This window comes from Pseudomonas maioricensis (genome assembly GCF_022790535.1).
GTDB classification, from domain to species: Bacteria; Pseudomonadota; Gammaproteobacteria; order Pseudomonadales; family Pseudomonadaceae; genus Aquipseudomonas; species Aquipseudomonas maioricensis.
The window spans coordinates 82,248-96,887 of sequence record NZ_LOHG01000001.1; the positions used below are offsets into that span (position 1 = coordinate 82,248).

Below are 14,640 nucleotides of genomic sequence, written 5' to 3' on the forward strand. Positions count from 1 at the left end.
AACGTACCGGCAGAGTGACATCTCACAAGACTAGGCCTCTTGTCGGATATCGTCTAATCGCTAGTTCCAATGCGCTGATAGATGACGTCGATCAATGTTTTCCGTTGAGTTTCTGGTAGAGCGCAAAACACGCTTCAGCCAGCACTGACCGGGGCGCACCCCGCCGCATGATCATGCCCAGGCGCGCCATTGTGCGGGCATCGTCAATGGGTTGCAGGCGCAGGTCCTCGGTCAGGTTTTCCAGTTCACCCTCCAGCGGCATGATCGCGCAGCAGAAACCGCCGTGAACGGCCTGAAGTAACTGATGAACGGCATCGGTCTGTAGCAGCGGATTGAACTGCAGACCACGGCTGTGGAAGTTGTGATCGATGGACTGGCGGAAGTGCATACCGCTGGTCAGCAAACCCAGCGGCAGCGCTATCAGGTCTGCCCATGTCAGCGGCCGATCGCCAAAGGTGAAGTGGCGATGATCATAAAGCAGCCCCATGCGGGTTTCTGCCAGGGTCAGGGAATCGAAACGTTCGCTGTCCAGATGTTCCATATAGGAAACGCCCAGATCAATGCGGTTGCTCGCCAGTTGCTCGAGTATCTGTTCGGAGCTCAGCGCTGACAGTTCGAAACGCAGGTTAGGGTGGCTTTCGTGCAACAGCCTCAATAATGGCAGCGGGTCAAAGCTCGACAACGGTACTACGCCCATGCGCAGGGTGCCGACGAGATTGCCCCGGCAGGCGGCTGCTTCTGCCTGCAAGCCGTCATAAGCGGCCAACACCGTGCGTGCCCACGCCAGAACGCGTTCGCCCGGGGCAGTAAAACCCTCAAAGCGCTGCCCGCGAACGACCAGTGGCAGCTCAAGTTCTTCTTCCAGATTGCGCAAACGCATCGACAGGGTCGGTTGGGTGATATTGCAACGTGCGGCGGCCTGGCCAAAATGCCTCGTTTCATCGAGGGCGATCAGGAATTTGAGTTGTTTGATGTCCATATTCGCTCCGTTGGGCACAGCAAGCGCGTGATTCTAGCCTGTTGATGTGTCGGATGGGCGGTCGGCTGCCGGTCGGACGTTGGTTCCTGGGGGCTCGTTACGACTAACCTTGTCTGTTGGGTCCGACAATAACAATCAAGGAGAACCACACATGAGCATTTTCAGTTTCCTGAAAGAGGCCGGGGAAAAGATCCTCGACGCAATTACGCCTGGCGATGCGAATGCCTCAGGCGAGGCGCTCAAGAAGCACATTTCAGATGTCGGCTTAGGCAACCCTAATGTCCATACCACCGTGGAAGGCAGCAAGGTTACGGTCACCGGCGAGGTTGCCAGTCAGGAAGAGAGGGAAAAAATCCTGCTGACAGTGGGCAATATCAAGGGTGTGGAAACGGTCGATGACCAGATGACCATCACTGCAGGTAACGCGGCGGCTACTCAGGCGAAATTCGTTACCGTCGAAAAAGGCGACACCCTGAGCGCCATATCCAAACGGGTCTACGGTGACCCGAATAAGTATCAGAAGATCTTCGAGGCCAATAAACCGATGCTCAAGGATGTGGACAAGATCTATCCGGGGCAGCAGTTGCGAATTCCTGAATAGTTGATGTTGTGCGTTTGAACGCTTTCGCGGGCAAGCCTTGCTCCAACAGATATCGGTGATCCCTGTTGGAGCGAGGCTTGCCCGCGAAGGCGTATGGAGTGGCAATGACTACAACCCCTCAATCAACTCCCGATAATCCTTCACAGCTGCAAACTCTTCGGTGTCTTTCGGCCCTTTCTGGCTGTTCGGTTCGCTGACCGCAAGCAAATGGCCGATGCCGAAGGTGCGGGCGCTGCGCAGGATCGGCAGGGTGTCGTCGATAAACAGACTGCGCGCCGGGTCGAAGGCGATGTCGGCCTGAAGTGCGTCCCAGAAGTGCGGACTTTCCTTGGGGAAGCCGTAGTCGTGGGAACTGATCAGGCGTTCAAAGTAAGGCGCCAGCTCGATGCGCTCCATTTTCAACGACAGCGAATCGCGATGGGCGTTGGTAATCATGATCACGCGCTTGCCTGCCTGCTTGATCGCGGCGAGGAATGTTTCGGCGTCAGGGCGCAGGGCAATCAGGTCGGCGGTTTCCAGCTTGAGGTCGCGTACTGACAACTTCAGCTCGGCGCTCCAGTAGTCCAGGCAGTACCAATTAAGTGTGCCGGCATTTTTTTCAAACAGCGGCTTCATCTCCAGCAACGCCATCGCCAGGCTGACGCCATGCAGCTCGGCATAGCGCTGCGGCAAATGCTGCAGCCAGAAATGCTCGTCGTAATGAAGGTCGAGCAGGGTCCCGTCCATATCAAGCAGAACGGTATCGATGTCGCGCCAGGGCATGGAAGGCATTCAAGTCTCGCAAGGTATAGATGGGTGACGTCAGCATATCCGAGACAGACAATCGGAAAAGCCACGGTATAGTAACCCGTCCACGCAAAGGAGCCTGTCATGCGCCAGAAACCCACCGTACTTGCTCGCGAAATCGTCGCCAGTAGCCGTCTGTTCCGTGTTGAGGAGTTGCAACTGCGCTTCGCCAACGGCGTTGAGCGTACCTATGAGCGATTGGTGGGGCGTGGCAATGGCTATGGCGCGGTAATGATCGTTGCAATGCTCGATGCTGATCATGCGCTCTTGATCGAGGAGTACTGCGGAGGCACAGATGAGTACGAGCTGTCTTTGCCCAAAGGGCTTATCGAGCCTGGCGAAGACGTGCTAGCTGCCGCCAATCGTGAACTCAAGGAAGAGGCGGGTTATGGCGCTCGGCAGTTGGAGCACCTGACCGAGCTTTCCCTGTCGCCTGGCTACATGAGCCAGAAAATCCAGGTGGTACTGGCCTCCGATCTTTACGAAGAGCGTCTGGAAGGCGATGAACCGGAGCCGATGCGTGTGGATAAAGTGAATCTGCGCGAGCTGTCGAGCCTGATCGAGCACCCGCAATTCAGTGAAGGCCGTGCTCTTGCTGCGCTCTACCTGGCGCGGGATTTGTTGACCCAACGTGGACTGTTTTTGCCATGACCGATGTTTTCAACGACCTGCCGCACCCGCTCCTGGAACCTGTAATCAAGCTTGCCCGTCTCGCCGGGGAAGTCATCTTGCCGCACTGGCGCGCCAATGTGACGGTCACCTCAAAGGCGGATGATTCGCCTGTCACTGCGGCGGACATCGCTGCCCACCAGTTACTCGCTGAAGGCTTGCTGGCGCTGGCGCCGGATATTCATGTGTTGTCCGAAGAAGATGCCGATATCCCGCTGAGCGAACGCGCGAAGTGGGAGCGCTGGTGGCTCGTTGATCCGCTGGACGGTACCAAGGAGTTTATTTCCGGCAGTGAAGAGTTCACCGTAAACGTCGCCCTCATAGAGCATGGCCGTGTCGTGTTTGGTGTGGTTTCGATGCCGACCAATAACCGCTGCTACTTTGGAGGCGCTGGATTGGGCGCGTGGCGCAGTGATGACGATGATCACCTCACACCAATCAGCGTGCGTCAGGAGCCGGGCGCTGGTCATGACTTCACCGTAGTCGCCAGCCGCCGTCACACCAGCCCTGAGCAAGAGCGCCTGCTGGCCGGTTTGTCTGCTGCGGTCGGACATCTGCATTTGACCAATATCGGTAGCTCGTTGAAGTTCTGCCTGTTGGCCGAAGGCGCTGCCGATTGCTATCCCCGGCTGGCACCGACATCGCAGTGGGATACCGCTGCCGCGCAAGGCGTGCTGGAAGGTGCAGGCGGAGAAGTGCTCGAATTGTCGGGTGAGCCTTTTAGCTATCCGCCCCGTGAGTCGCTGCTTAATCCGTTCTTTTTGGCACTGCCTGCGGGTGCTGCCTGGCGTTCCGACTTGCTGGAATTAGCGCGCTCCTGATTGCACATCCAACCTGTGTAGGCAATTGCAGCGGTGCCGCGTAGCAAACACAGATCTGTAGGAGCGCACGAGCACCGCGAGGCCGCGATAGCGATGTACCAGACAGGACGCCATCGCTGCCTCGCGGTGCTCGTGAGCTCCTACAGAAAAGCATTCCAATTCAGGCAGTTGCATTTTGTTTGATAGGAGATCTCCCGTCGTCCAGACACCGCGCTGTCGCGCAGCAAACACGGGCACTGTAGGAGTGAGCTTGCTCGCGATTCGATTTCATGGTTGACGAATTTATCGCATGAACTGACGCCATCGCGAGCAAGCTCACTCCTACAGAAAAAGCATTTAGATTCAGTTGGTTACGTGTTGTTTGATGAGGGCTTCGCTACCGATGCAACACGAACTGCCCGACAAAACGCACCGCCTCCTGATCACTTCCTTGCGCACAGATCCGCGTTGGTAACGTCAATCGCGCCCGGCCGCGACGTTGATAAGTCGTGACGAACTTTTCCCAGACGGCTTCATCCGGCGCATCGCATATCGCCACCGCGTCTTCGCGAACCGGCAGGGGATAACTGATTTGCCCGTCCTGAATCACGATGTGCCCATCTTCGATTCCGGCCTCTTTCAGGCGCACGTGCAACCAGCCCCAACCCGCCAAAACGGCGCCGCAGTAAAGGCTCCCGCCGAACAAAGTGCTTTTATGATTGATGTTCGGGCCGAGTGGTAAATGCAGCCGCAGTTGGTGATCCTGCCAACTCAAGACTTTCACCCCCATCGCCAGGGTGAGCGGGATGTCGTGATGCAGCACCTGTTCCAGTGCAGCGGCCTCTAGTGACATCTGGTTATCCTCAGGCTTCATTCTTGCTCATCCGCGCCGCCGCCGAAGCTCAGGCCGTGTTTGCGCAGTTTGTCGTGCAGGGTTTTACGCGGCAGACCGAGCGCCTCCGCGAGGCTACGCACGGAGCTGTGCGGTCGCGTTAATTCAGCGGCGATCAAGGCGCGCTCGAAGCTTTCGACCTGTTCGCTGAGACCTCCGGTGATCGTTGGCACCACCGGCACTTCGTTACCTTCCAGAGCAAGCTCCAGGCCCAGAGCAAACCGCTCCGCAGCGTTTTGCAGCTCACGGACATTGCCCGGCCAGGTGTGGCGCAGCAACAGGGCGCGCTGCGCGGGCTGCAGTTCATGTTTGGGGAGTCCGTGGCGCATGCTCGCCGCGTCTGCATAGTGCTGAAACAGCATCAGCGCATCTTCGCCGCGCTCACGTAACGGCGGAATGCGCAGCGGTGCCACATTGAGTCGGTAATACAAGTCGGCCCGGAAACGACCTTGATCAGCGGCCTGACGCAAATCCTCTTTGGTAGCCGCTATCACACGGATATCCAGCGGAATTTGTTGATTGCCGCCCAGTCGCTCGACCATGCGCTCTTGCAACAGACGCAGCAGTTTTACCTGCACGTCCATACTCATGCTTTCGATTTCATCCAGGAACAGCGTGCCGCCATTGGCGAATTCGAACTTGCCGATACGGCGTTTCTGCGCCCCGGTAAACGCGCCAGGTTCGTGCCCGAACAGTTCGCTTTCGACCACAGACTCGGCCAGCGCGCCGGCATTGATCGCGACAAACGGCCCGGTGCGGCGGTTTGACAAATCGTGCAGCGCCCGCGCCACGACCTCCTTGCCCGCGCCGGTTTCCCCAAGGATCAGCACGTCGGCTTTGGTTGCGGCCAAGGCTCCGATTTGCTGACGCAAGCGCAACATGGGCGCGGACTGTCCGACCAGTCGTGCGCTCAATTGCTGCCGGTCGCTCAATGCCAGCCGCAGGCTGCGGTTGTCCAGCACCAGACGGCGCAAAGCCAGCGCGCGACGCACACTGTCCAGCAACGCGTCGCTGGCAAAAGGTTTTTCCAGAAAGTCGTAAGCCCCGGCGCGCATCGCCTGCACGGCCAGCGGTACATCGCCGTGGCCGGTAATCAACAGGACCGGTAATTCCGGATCCCTGCCATGCAGGTCGCTCAACAGCTCAAGGCCATCCATCCCTGGCATACGAATGTCGCTGACTACTACGCCGGGCCAGTCACGTTCGATGCGTGCCGCGAGGCCGTTGGCTTCCGGCAGGGTCAGGACTTTCAGCCCGGCGAGATCCAGCGTCTGGCTCAAGGCTTGACGCAGGTGCGGGTCGTCGTCGATCAGCACTACCTGGATCTGGCTGTCGATGGCGGTCATGCAGATAAATCCTCTGGCGGTTGAAGGTTGACCCCGGACGCGCCATCGCGCAGGCGCAAAGTCAGTAGTGCGCCTCCGGTCGGATGATTATCGAACAGCAGTTCACCGCCCAGGGCGCGCATCAGGGTATCGCAGATCGCCAAGCCGAGCCCCAGGCCCTGTGTTCGGGTCTTGGTGGTAAAGAATGGCTCTCGGGCATGGGCCAGTGCTTCCTGCGTAAAACCCGGTCCATTGTCCCGGATGAACAGATTGACGCCATCTGGCGTTTGCTCGGCACTGATCCAGATTTTGCGCGGTGGCCCTTTTTCAGTCAGCGCGTCCAGCGCATTGGCCAGCAGGTTGCCGAGTACCTGACGCAGCCTCGTTTCACCGGCCTGCACCCACAGCGTGGCGTCGGGCAAGTCGCGAATCAGTTCGACTTCCATGGCGCGACGCCGCTTTGCCAGCAGCGCTAGAGTGTCGTCCAGCGCAGGTTGCAGGGCAACGCTTTCCGGCGCATGACGGTCGCGCCGGGCGAAGGCGCGCAGGTGGGCGATGATTGAAGCCATGCGGCCCGTCAGTTCACCGATCTGCTTGAGGTTGCCGCGCGCATCATCAGTGCGTGAATGATCCAGCAGAATTTCTGCGTTCTCCGCATAGCTGCGGATAGCGGCCAAGGGCTGGTTGAGTTCGTGGCTGATACTTGCTGACATGGTGCCCAGCGCAGACAGCTTGCCAGCTTGTACTAGTTCATCCTGGGCGCGAACCAGTTCCTGTTGCGCCTGCTCGCGCTCCAGGACTTCCTGCCTCAGACGGCTGTTCAGGCCTTCCAGGTCGCTGGTGCGTTCGACCACTCGGACTTCCAGCTCACGCCGGGCCTTGGCCTCGAAGGCGATTCGGTCCAGATAGTGCCGTCGCCGTTGAATCATGATGCCGAGCAACAACATGACGACCAACAAGGCTGCACCGCCGATGGCCACCACCGTACGTACCGGACGATCAATCAGCGCGCGCGGGGCCAGGATATTCACGCTCCAGCCGGTTTCATCAATTTGCTGGCTCTGGGTCAGCCAGGCTTTGTCGTCGAGCAGCAAGGGACGCGGATCGCGAGTCGGGTAAGGCTGGATCGCCACAATGGCCTGCTTTTCCTCCTCGCTCAGCGTACGCGTTGCACGGAAGCGCCACTCAGGTCTGGAGGTCAGCACGACCACGCCGTTGTGATCAGTGAGCAATAATTGTTCGGGGGTTTTACCCCACAGGTTTTCGGTGTGGTCCAGATCAATTTTGACCACTAGCACTCCGATCACCTTGCCGCCGTCGCGCACCGCCGAGGCAAAGAAATAGCCCCGCTTGGCAGAGGTCGTACCGAGGCCAAAAAAGCGTCCCAGATTGCCCGCCATGGCATCGCTGAAGTACGGGCGGAAGGCAAAGTTACGGCCCACAAAGCTGTCGCGTTTGTCCCAGTTGGACGCCGCAATCGTCGTGCCTTCGGCATTCATCAAGTACATGACTTCAGCGCCAGTCTGGCGAACGATGGTCTGCAGCAACTCATTGGCAGCTTGCTGTTGCACGCTGTCCTGGGAGGCTTTCAGTGCGGCGGGCAGACCCGGCAGTTGGCTAAGAATTTGCGGCAAGGTTTCGTAGCGGTGCAGCGTGCCCAGCAGGTTGGCGACGTAGAGGTCCAGGGTCTGGCGATTCTGGCTCACTAGCTCGTTACGGTAATAACGCTCGGCCAGATGCTCCAGTGGCCACAGCAGCGGCGCCAGACATAACGCTAGCAGCGCAAGACTGCGCCAGCGCGGGCGGGGTGGGAGTGTGGAATGGCTGGTCATCGTCGGAGTGCACTACGGGTCGGCTTTGGGGACACCTTAGTGACGCTATCGCGAGCAAGCTCACTCCTACAGGGTATGGTGTTGCCTCTGTAGGAGTGAGCTTGCTCGCGATGGGGCCGGTCCCGGCAAACAAATACTAACCTTGCTCGGCCAGGCACTCCAGTAATGCGCTGTGCCAGTCGGGTTGTTGCACGCCCCATTCACGCTGGAGAAGGCTGCAGTCGAGCCGCGAGTTGAGTGGGCGAGCTGCAGGTGTCGGGTAGGCGCTGGACGGAATAGGCTCCAGTGCCGCGCACTTTTTACCTTGCACAACCAATTGCTCGCCAATGGCTTGAGCAAAGCCAAACCATGACGTTTCGCCGCTGGCGGTCAGGTGATAAGTACCCCAAGGTCCAGCTTGCCCGTCCCTCCAGCGCTCGATCAATTGGCGTGTGCTTTGGGCAATGGTTCCAGCCCAGGTCGGCGCTCCGATCTGATCGGCAACCACATTCAGCGAGTCTCGCTCTTGCAGCAGGCGTTGCATGGTCAGCAGGAAATTACGCCCTGCCGTTGAGTAAACCCAGCTGGTCCGCAGGATCAGATACTGCCCGCCAACGTACTCGATAGCTTGCTCTCCCGCCCACTTGCTGGCGCCATAAACGCCTAAAGGTGCGGGCTTATCCTGCTCGGTCCAGGGTGTGGCCTTGCTACCGTCAAACACGTAGTCCGTAGAGTAGTGAATCAGCGGGATACCTAGTTCTTTTGCCTGATCGGCCAGCATGCCGGCGGCAATGGCGTTCACTGAAAGCGCGGTCTTCTGGTCAGTTTCGGCCTGATCAACCGCGGTATAAGCCGCCGCATTGATGATCAGGTCGGGCTTGAAATCCTGGATCTGATCGAAGTCTGCCATCTGATCGCTCAGGTCCAGTCGATCGCGGCCTAGAACGATCACTTCGCCAAGGTCCGCGAGGGTTTTCTGCAGAGCCAGAGAGACCTGACCGTGCTGACCGATGACGACGATTTTCAGTGGCTTGCTCATGGGAACAGGTCAGCCTCTTTGAATGTTTTACCGTTTTGATCCTTGGCTGACAGTTGCGGCGTACCGTCCAGCTGCCAGTCGATTGCCAGGTCCGGGTCATCCCAGCGAATGCAGCGCTCGGCCGCAGGTGTGTAGTAGTCAGTGGTTTTGTAGAGGAACTCGGCGTAGTCGCTGAGCACTACAAAACCATGGGCAAAGCCCGCCGGGATCCACAGTTGCCGAGCATTTTCGGCAGATAACCTGACGCCGGTCCAGTGACCAAACGTTGGCGAGCTTTTGCGGATATCGACCGCAATGTCCAAAACCTCACCCGCCGTCACTCGCACCAGTTTGCCCTGGGCATTTTCGATCTGGTAATGCAGGCCGCGCAGTACGCCCTTGGCGGAACGAGAGTGGTTATCCTGAACGAAGGTCAAGTCACGCAGCCCAGTGGCGTCAGCGAAGGCTTTGGCATTGAAGCTTTCATAGAAGAAACCGCGTTCGTCACCGAATACACGGGGCTCCAGGATCAGTACCTCTGGGATATCGCTGGGAATTACATTCACCGTTTTTCCCCCGCAAGTTTGAACAGATATTGACCGTAGCCGGTCTTGCCGAAGTATTGAGCACGTTCGAGCAACTGTTCGCGACTAATCCACTCATTCTGGTAGGCGATCTCCTCAAGGCAGGCGACTTTCAGGCCTTGGCGATGCTCGATGGTCTGCACGTATTGCGAGGCCTCCAGCAGGCTGTCATGAGTGCCGGTATCCAGCCATGCGAAACCGCGCCCAAAACGCTCGACACGCAGATCGCCACGTTGCAGATAAGCGTTGTTGACGTCAGTGATTTCCAACTCGCCACGGGGCGAAGGTTTGACGTCTTTGGCGATACGGATGACTTCGTTGTCGTAAAAATACAACCCCGTCACTGCATAGCTGGATTTGGGTGCTTTGGGTTTTTCTTCGATGGACAGCGCCTTGCCATCCTCGTCGAAATCGATGACCCCGAAACGCTCTGGATCCTTGACCCAGTAGCCGAATACTGTGGCACCACTTTCGTGAGAGGTGGCTGTCTTCAACTGCTCGCCGAAGTGCTGACCATGGAAAATGTTATCGCCCAGAATCAGACACACCGAATCGTCGCCGATGAACTCTTCGCCAATCAGGAAGGCCTGCGCCAGGCCGTCTGGCTTAGGTTGCTCAGCGTACTGCAGGCGCACACCAAACAGGCTGCCGTCGCCGAGCAGGCTGCGGTACTGCGGCAGATCCTGCGGTGTGGAAATGATCAATATGTCCTGAATGCCGGCCAGCATCAGCACCGAGATCGGGTAGTAGATCATCGGCTTGTCATAGATCGGCAACAGTTGTTTGGAGACACCCAGAGTGATCGGGTGCAGGCGCGTGCCGGAGCCTCCGGCCAGAACGATTCCTTTGGTCATGCGATCAAATCCTTGTGGTCGGTAAAGCCCAGTCGTTGGCCCTGGTAGCTGCCGTCTTGTACGCGGCGGCACCATTCCAGATTATTCAGGTACCACTGCACGGTTTTGCGTAAGCCTGATTCGAAGGTTTCTTCTGGGGTCCAGCCCAGTTCACGCTCGATCTTGCTGGCGTCGATGGCGTAGCGCTGATCGTGACCGGGGCGATCCACCACATAGGTGATCAGGTCAGCATAGTGCGCGATACCGTCCGGACGTTGCGGTGCGAGCTCTTCGAGCAGCGCGCAAATGCCGCGCACCACATCGATGTTCTTCTGTTCGTTGTGGCCACCAATGTTGTAGGTCTCGCCCACAGCACCTTCGGTGACGACTTTGTAGAGGGCACGTGCATGGTCTTCGACGAACAGCCAGTCGCGCACTTGCAGACCATTGCCATACACCGGCAGTGGTTTGCCCGCCAAAGCGTTGAGGATGACCAGCGGGATCAACTTTTCAGGGAAGTGATACGGGCCATAGTTGTTGGAGCAGTTGGTCACGACCACCGGTAATCCATACGTCCGTTGCCAGGCGCGTACCAGATGATCAGAGGCGGCCTTGCTGGCCGAGTAGGGCGAGCTTGGCGCGTAAGGTGTGGTTTCGGTAAACAGGTCATCGACGCCGTGCAGGTCGCCGTACACTTCGTCGGTGGAAATATGGTGGAAGCGGAATGCCGTTCGCTCGGCCTCAGGCAACTTCTGCCAGTAGCCACGTACGGCCTCAAGCAGGCTGTAGGTGCCGACGATGTTGGTCTGGATAAACTCGGACGGGCCATCGATGGAGCGGTCGACATGAGACTCTGCAGCCAGGTGCATGACCGCGTGTGGTTCAAAACGGGCGAGTACCTCGCTGACTTTGGTCTGATCGCAGATGTCTGCCTGAACAAACTCATAGCGGGTGTCGGTGGCGATGCTTGCCAGTGATTCAAGGTTGCCCGCGTAGGTCAGCTTGTCGAAATTGAGCACGTCATGGTCAGTGTTCTGTATCAGATGACGGATCAATGCCGAGCCAATGAAGCCCGCGCCGCCAGTAACGAGTATTCGCATAGGTTTGCCTTGTGCCTTCCAGGTCTTAAGACTGATGGAGCATAGCTTGTTGTTGTAACGCGAGCGGTGCAAGCAGGATTAACCAAGAACAGGCATATAGTTAATGAAAAGAATTGATCATGTCGGAACGGAGCGCCATTAAACCGGCAGCTGTGTGTGTCGGGGTTCACGCATATTTGGTGGTCAGCTTCCCGCGCACCTATAGTTGTCGCTCTGTGAAACCTATTCCGTTGTGTTAACCAGACTGAGGTTTGTTGCATGCCGCTCGCCACGTTGATTCGTCGTTCCAGCCTGCCTTGTCCAGAGGTCACTGCCGAGCAGGCGCTGCAGTTGCTGGAGCAGCATTACGGATTAAGCGGCACGCTGAAGGAGCTGGGTAGCCAGCAGGATCGCAACTTTCTGCTGGACACCGGAGAGCGGCGCTTCGTATTGAAGATCTGCCACGGGGCTTACTCGCCGCTGGAACTGGACGCACAGCATGCGGCGTTGTGGCATCTGGGTGCTGGTTCGTCTGTTCGGGTGCCGGGTGTGAGGCTGGCGGATACCGGCGAGCAGCTCTTGTCACTGGAGATCGGCGGACATGCCGTGCACGCCAGGCTACTGGATTTTATCGACGGTCAGGCTCTCAGCCATCTGGGCCATCTGCCGCTCGATGTTGTGGTGGGGCTGGGCGAGCTATGTGCCCGGGTTGATCGCTCCCTTGCCAGCCTTGAACACCCAGGCCTTGATCGCGTTCTGCAATGGGATCCGCGCCACGCACAGGCCTTGATCAAGCATTTGCTGCCGGTTATTGATAGTGATGACGAGCGTGCGTGTCTCGCGCAGGCTGCCGAGCAGGCGCAAAGATGTCTGGCCCCGCTGATCGCGAAGTTGCCGGTGCAGACCGTGCATCTGGATATCACTGAATACAACGTGGTATGGGCACGGAATGCTCACTTGCAATGGCAGTTGCAAGGCCTGATCGATTTTGGTGATCTGGTCAGTACGTGGCGAGTGGCCGACCTATCGGTGACCTGCGCTGCGCTATTGCATCATGCCGATGGCGACCCGCTGTATATCTTGCCGGCCATTCGCGCTTATCACGCTATCAATCCGCTGCAACTTGAAGAGCTTCAGGCCCTATGGCCATTGATCGTGGCCCGCTCGGCGGTGTTGGTGCTCAGCAGTGCACAGCAAGCCAGTGTCGAACCTGACAATGCCTATATTCAGGCCAATATCGACAGTGAGTGGGGCATCTTCGACGTTGCGACGTCGGTGCCGATGGTGTTGATGGAGGCCGCAATTCTTGCCGCGGTAAACGTCAGTGGTCCGCAGGTTTTGACCCAGGACCTCCAGCCATTATTGCCCAGCCTCGGCGGGCGTGAATTTCAACAGGTGGACCTCGGGGTTCTCAGCGAACATTTTGCAGCGGGTAACTGGACGCAGAGCGGCATCGACGAGCTTTTACTCAAGCAGGCCGCGCATGTGAGTGGTCAGTCATCCAGCCGGTTCGGTGAGTATCGGTTGTCACGCACGTTGATCGATACCGCCAGGGAGCCTGAAACCTTCGCCCTGCACGTCGAGCTGCACTTGACGAATACCACCGCGTTGCATGCACCTTTCGGCGGTACGCTGCGGCTGACCGCAGACTCGGCGCTGCTGCTGGCTGGCACCCACATGAGCCTGAGAATCTGGGGGGCAACCCTGGAGTTGACGCCGGGTGCCAGCGTTGCTGCGGGTGAGTTGATCGGTCACGCAAACGGGTCGTTGCTGTTGCAGCTGTGTTCGGTTCCAGACCTTAATCCGCCATTGTTCGCGACGCCATCCTGGGCAACAGCATGGCGAGCATTATGCCCGTCACCTGCTGTGCTGCTGGGGTTTGACTGTGATGCACCTTCGCTGCCGGATTCCGCCGAGTTGCTGGCGCGGCGTGACGCCAGTTTTGCCCGCTCGCAAAAACACTATTATCAGGCGCCACCGCAGATCGAGCGGGGCTGGCGCAATCATTTGATCGACATGCAGGGCCGCTCTTACCTGGACATGCTCAACAATGTGGCGGTACTCGGTCACGGTCATCCACGCATGGCGTTGGAAGCAGGTCGGCAATGGTCGCTCCTCAACACCAATTCCCGCTTTCATTACGCAGCGATTGCCGAGTTCTCCGAACGTCTGCTCAAACTGGCTCCGGAGGGTATGGATCGCGTCTTTCTGGTTAATAGCGGCACCGAAGCCAACGACCTGGCGATTCGTCTGGCGTGGGCCTACAGCGGCGGACGCGACATGCTCTCTGTGCTGGAGGCTTACCACGGCTGGTCAGTGGCAACCGATGCCATTTCCACGTCTATTGCCGACAACCCCCAAGCGCTGAGTACGCGACCCGACTGGGTGCATCCGGTGACCGCGCCGAATACCTACCGTGGTGAGTTCCGAGGCTCAGACAGTGCGCCGCAGTATGTGCGCAGTGTCGAGTACGTATTGCAGCAGCTGGCTGCTCAGCAGCGTCAGGTAGCGGGCTTCATCTGTGAGCCGGTGTACGGTAATGCAGGTGGTATTTCACTGCCGCCGGGTTATCTGCAGCAGGTTTACCAGAAAGTCAGAGAGCAGGGCGGAGTGTGCATCGCCGATGAAGTGCAGGTCGGTTACGGCCGCCTGGGCCATTACTTCTGGGGGTTCGAGGAGCAGGGAGTGGTACCGGACATCATTACCATGGCCAAAGGTATGGGTAACGGCCATCCGTTGGGAGCGGTCATTACCCGGCGCGAGATCGCCGAAGCGCTTGAGGCCGAAGGGTATTTCTTCTCGTCGGCAGGCGGCAGCCCGGTCAGTTGCCGAATCGGCATGGCAGTGCTGGACGTCATGGAAGAAGAAAAGCTTTGGGAAAACGCCGAGACCGTTGGCGCGCACTTCAAAGCCCGGCTGCAAGCCCTGATTGATGTCCACCCACTGGTAGGTGCGGTCCACGGCATGGGGTTTTATCTGGGCGTTGAGTTGGTGCGTGATCGCCAGAGCCTGGAGCCAGCCACAGAAGAAACGGCCTACCTGTGCGACCGTCTGCGAGACCTGGGCATCTTTATGCAGCCCACCGGCGATTACCTGAACATCCTCAAAATCAAACCGCCGATGTGCACCACCCGCCAGAGCGTGGACTTTTTTGTGGACAGCGTGTCGAAGGTGTTGGCTGAGCTGGAGTGACTGCTGACGCCCTCGCAGCTAAAGCCGCTTTCATAAAACAATAGGCAACCACTGGATTGAAATGCATTTCT

General features: G+C 58.3%; 13 protein-coding genes. 4 read left to right on the top strand and 9 right to left on the bottom strand.

Annotated elements, in window-relative coordinates; translation table 11 throughout:
- Positions 1-91 precede the first annotated feature (91 nt).
- Entirely contained in the window at positions 92-979 is an 888-nt protein-coding gene (locus tag AUC61_RS00380; RefSeq protein ID WP_243243982.1) for a LysR family transcriptional regulator, read from the bottom strand.
- A gap of 151 nt (positions 980-1,130) precedes the next feature.
- On the opposite strand from AUC61_RS00380, the gene lysM reads away from it, so the two are divergent.
- Positions 1,131-1,580 (top strand): peptidoglycan-binding protein LysM, encoded by a 450-nt coding sequence (gene lysM / locus AUC61_RS00385; protein WP_243243984.1) that lies wholly within the window; start codon positions 1,131-1,133, stop codon positions 1,578-1,580.
- 108 nt (positions 1,581-1,688) lie between these two features.
- Here lysM and yrfG read toward each other — a convergent pair whose 3' ends face one another.
- On the bottom strand, positions 1,689-2,351 hold the full coding sequence (yrfG, locus tag AUC61_RS00390) for a GMP/IMP nucleotidase (RefSeq protein WP_243243985.1): 663 nt from the start codon (positions 2,349-2,351) through the stop codon (positions 1,689-1,691).
- A 99-nt stretch (positions 2,352-2,450) separates the two neighbouring features.
- Here yrfG and nudE point away from each other — a divergent pair, with 99 nt between their 5' ends.
- Together nudE and cysQ are read left to right on the top strand one after the other, a co-directional pair.
- Complete coding sequence (gene nudE, locus AUC61_RS00395; RefSeq protein WP_243243986.1) at positions 2,451-3,017, top strand: ADP compounds hydrolase NudE; 567 nt, start codon at positions 2,451-2,453, stop codon at positions 3,015-3,017.
- A complete protein-coding gene (cysQ, locus tag AUC61_RS00400; RefSeq protein WP_243243988.1) occupies positions 3,014-3,856 on the top strand; it encodes a 3'(2'),5'-bisphosphate nucleotidase CysQ in 843 nt (280 codons plus the stop codon). Before nudE ends, cysQ begins: the two co-directional genes overlap by 4 nt.
- Before the next feature lie 376 nt (positions 3,857-4,232).
- Here the strand turns inward: cysQ and AUC61_RS00405 are convergent, their stop codons facing one another.
- The 7 genes from AUC61_RS00405 to rfbB all read right to left on the bottom strand — a co-directional run bounded on the left by AUC61_RS00405 (position 4,233) and on the right by rfbB (position 11,398).
- Complete coding sequence (locus tag AUC61_RS00405; RefSeq protein WP_243243989.1) at positions 4,233-4,688, bottom strand: thioesterase domain-containing protein; 456 nt, start codon at positions 4,686-4,688, stop codon at positions 4,233-4,235.
- Between the two features lie 17 nt (positions 4,689-4,705).
- Positions 4,706-6,073 carry a sigma-54-dependent transcriptional regulator gene (locus tag AUC61_RS00410; protein WP_122667018.1) on the bottom strand — a complete coding sequence of 456 codons (1,368 nt, stop codon included), beginning with the start codon at positions 6,071-6,073 and terminating at the stop codon, positions 4,706-4,708.
- A complete protein-coding gene (locus tag AUC61_RS00415) occupies positions 6,070-7,884 on the bottom strand; it encodes a sensor histidine kinase (protein WP_243243991.1) in 1,815 nt (604 codons plus the stop codon). Before AUC61_RS00415 ends, AUC61_RS00410 begins: the two co-directional genes overlap by 4 nt.
- A gap of 136 nt (positions 7,885-8,020) precedes the next feature.
- On the bottom strand, positions 8,021-8,902 hold the full coding sequence (rfbD, locus tag AUC61_RS00420) for a dTDP-4-dehydrorhamnose reductase (RefSeq protein ID WP_243243993.1): 882 nt from the start codon (positions 8,900-8,902) through the stop codon (positions 8,021-8,023).
- Entirely contained in the window at positions 8,899-9,447 is a 549-nt protein-coding gene (rfbC, locus tag AUC61_RS00425; protein ID WP_243243995.1) for a dTDP-4-dehydrorhamnose 3,5-epimerase, read from the bottom strand. The genes rfbD and rfbC overlap by 4 nt, the downstream gene beginning before the upstream one ends.
- Positions 9,444-10,319, bottom strand: a complete 876-nt coding sequence (rfbA, locus tag AUC61_RS00430; protein WP_243243997.1) for a glucose-1-phosphate thymidylyltransferase RfbA — start codon at positions 10,317-10,319, stop codon at positions 9,444-9,446. The genes rfbC and rfbA overlap by 4 nt, the downstream gene beginning before the upstream one ends.
- On the bottom strand, positions 10,316-11,398 hold the full coding sequence (rfbB, locus tag AUC61_RS00435; protein WP_243243999.1) for a dTDP-glucose 4,6-dehydratase: 1,083 nt from the start codon (positions 11,396-11,398) through the stop codon (positions 10,316-10,318). Before rfbB ends, rfbA begins: the two co-directional genes overlap by 4 nt.
- Before the next feature lie 258 nt (positions 11,399-11,656).
- On the opposite strand from rfbB, the gene AUC61_RS00440 reads away from it, so the two are divergent.
- Positions 11,657-14,569: an aminotransferase gene (locus tag AUC61_RS00440; RefSeq protein WP_243244000.1), complete on the top strand. Its 2,913-nt coding sequence runs from the start codon at positions 11,657-11,659 to the stop codon at positions 14,567-14,569.
- The last annotated feature ends 71 nt before the right edge of the window (positions 14,570-14,640 follow it).

What these genes read in the sequence shown, in the direction of transcription:
- AUC61_RS00380 (WP_243243982.1), bottom strand. Translation starts at nt 979, where the DNA reads ATGGACATCAAACAACTCAAATTCCTGATCGCCCTCGATGAAACGAGG.
- lysM (WP_243243984.1), top strand. Translation starts at nt 1,131, where the DNA reads ATGAGCATTTTCAGTTTCCTGAAAGAGGCCGGGGAAAAGATCCTCGAC.
- yrfG (WP_243243985.1), bottom strand. Translation starts at nt 2,351, where the DNA reads ATGCCTTCCATGCCCTGGCGCGACATCGATACCGTTCTGCTTGATATG.
- nudE (WP_243243986.1), top strand. Translation starts at nt 2,451, where the DNA reads ATGCGCCAGAAACCCACCGTACTTGCTCGCGAAATCGTCGCCAGTAGC.
- cysQ (WP_243243988.1), top strand. Translation starts at nt 3,014, where the DNA reads ATGACCGATGTTTTCAACGACCTGCCGCACCCGCTCCTGGAACCTGTA.
- AUC61_RS00405 (WP_243243989.1), bottom strand. Translation starts at nt 4,688, where the DNA reads ATGTCACTAGAGGCCGCTGCACTGGAACAGGTGCTGCATCACGACATC.
- AUC61_RS00410 (WP_122667018.1), bottom strand. Translation starts at nt 6,073, where the DNA reads ATGACCGCCATCGACAGCCAGATCCAGGTAGTGCTGATCGACGACGAC.
- AUC61_RS00415 (WP_243243991.1), bottom strand. Translation starts at nt 7,884, where the DNA reads ATGACCAGCCATTCCACACTCCCACCCCGCCCGCGCTGGCGCAGTCTT.
- rfbD (WP_243243993.1), bottom strand. Translation starts at nt 8,902, where the DNA reads ATGAGCAAGCCACTGAAAATCGTCGTCATCGGTCAGCACGGTCAGGTC.
- rfbA (WP_243243997.1), bottom strand. Translation starts at nt 10,319, where the DNA reads ATGACCAAAGGAATCGTTCTGGCCGGAGGCTCCGGCACGCGCCTGCAC.
- rfbB (WP_243243999.1), bottom strand. Translation starts at nt 11,398, where the DNA reads ATGCGAATACTCGTTACTGGCGGCGCGGGCTTCATTGGCTCGGCATTG.
- AUC61_RS00440 (WP_243244000.1), top strand. Translation starts at nt 11,657, where the DNA reads ATGCCGCTCGCCACGTTGATTCGTCGTTCCAGCCTGCCTTGTCCAGAG.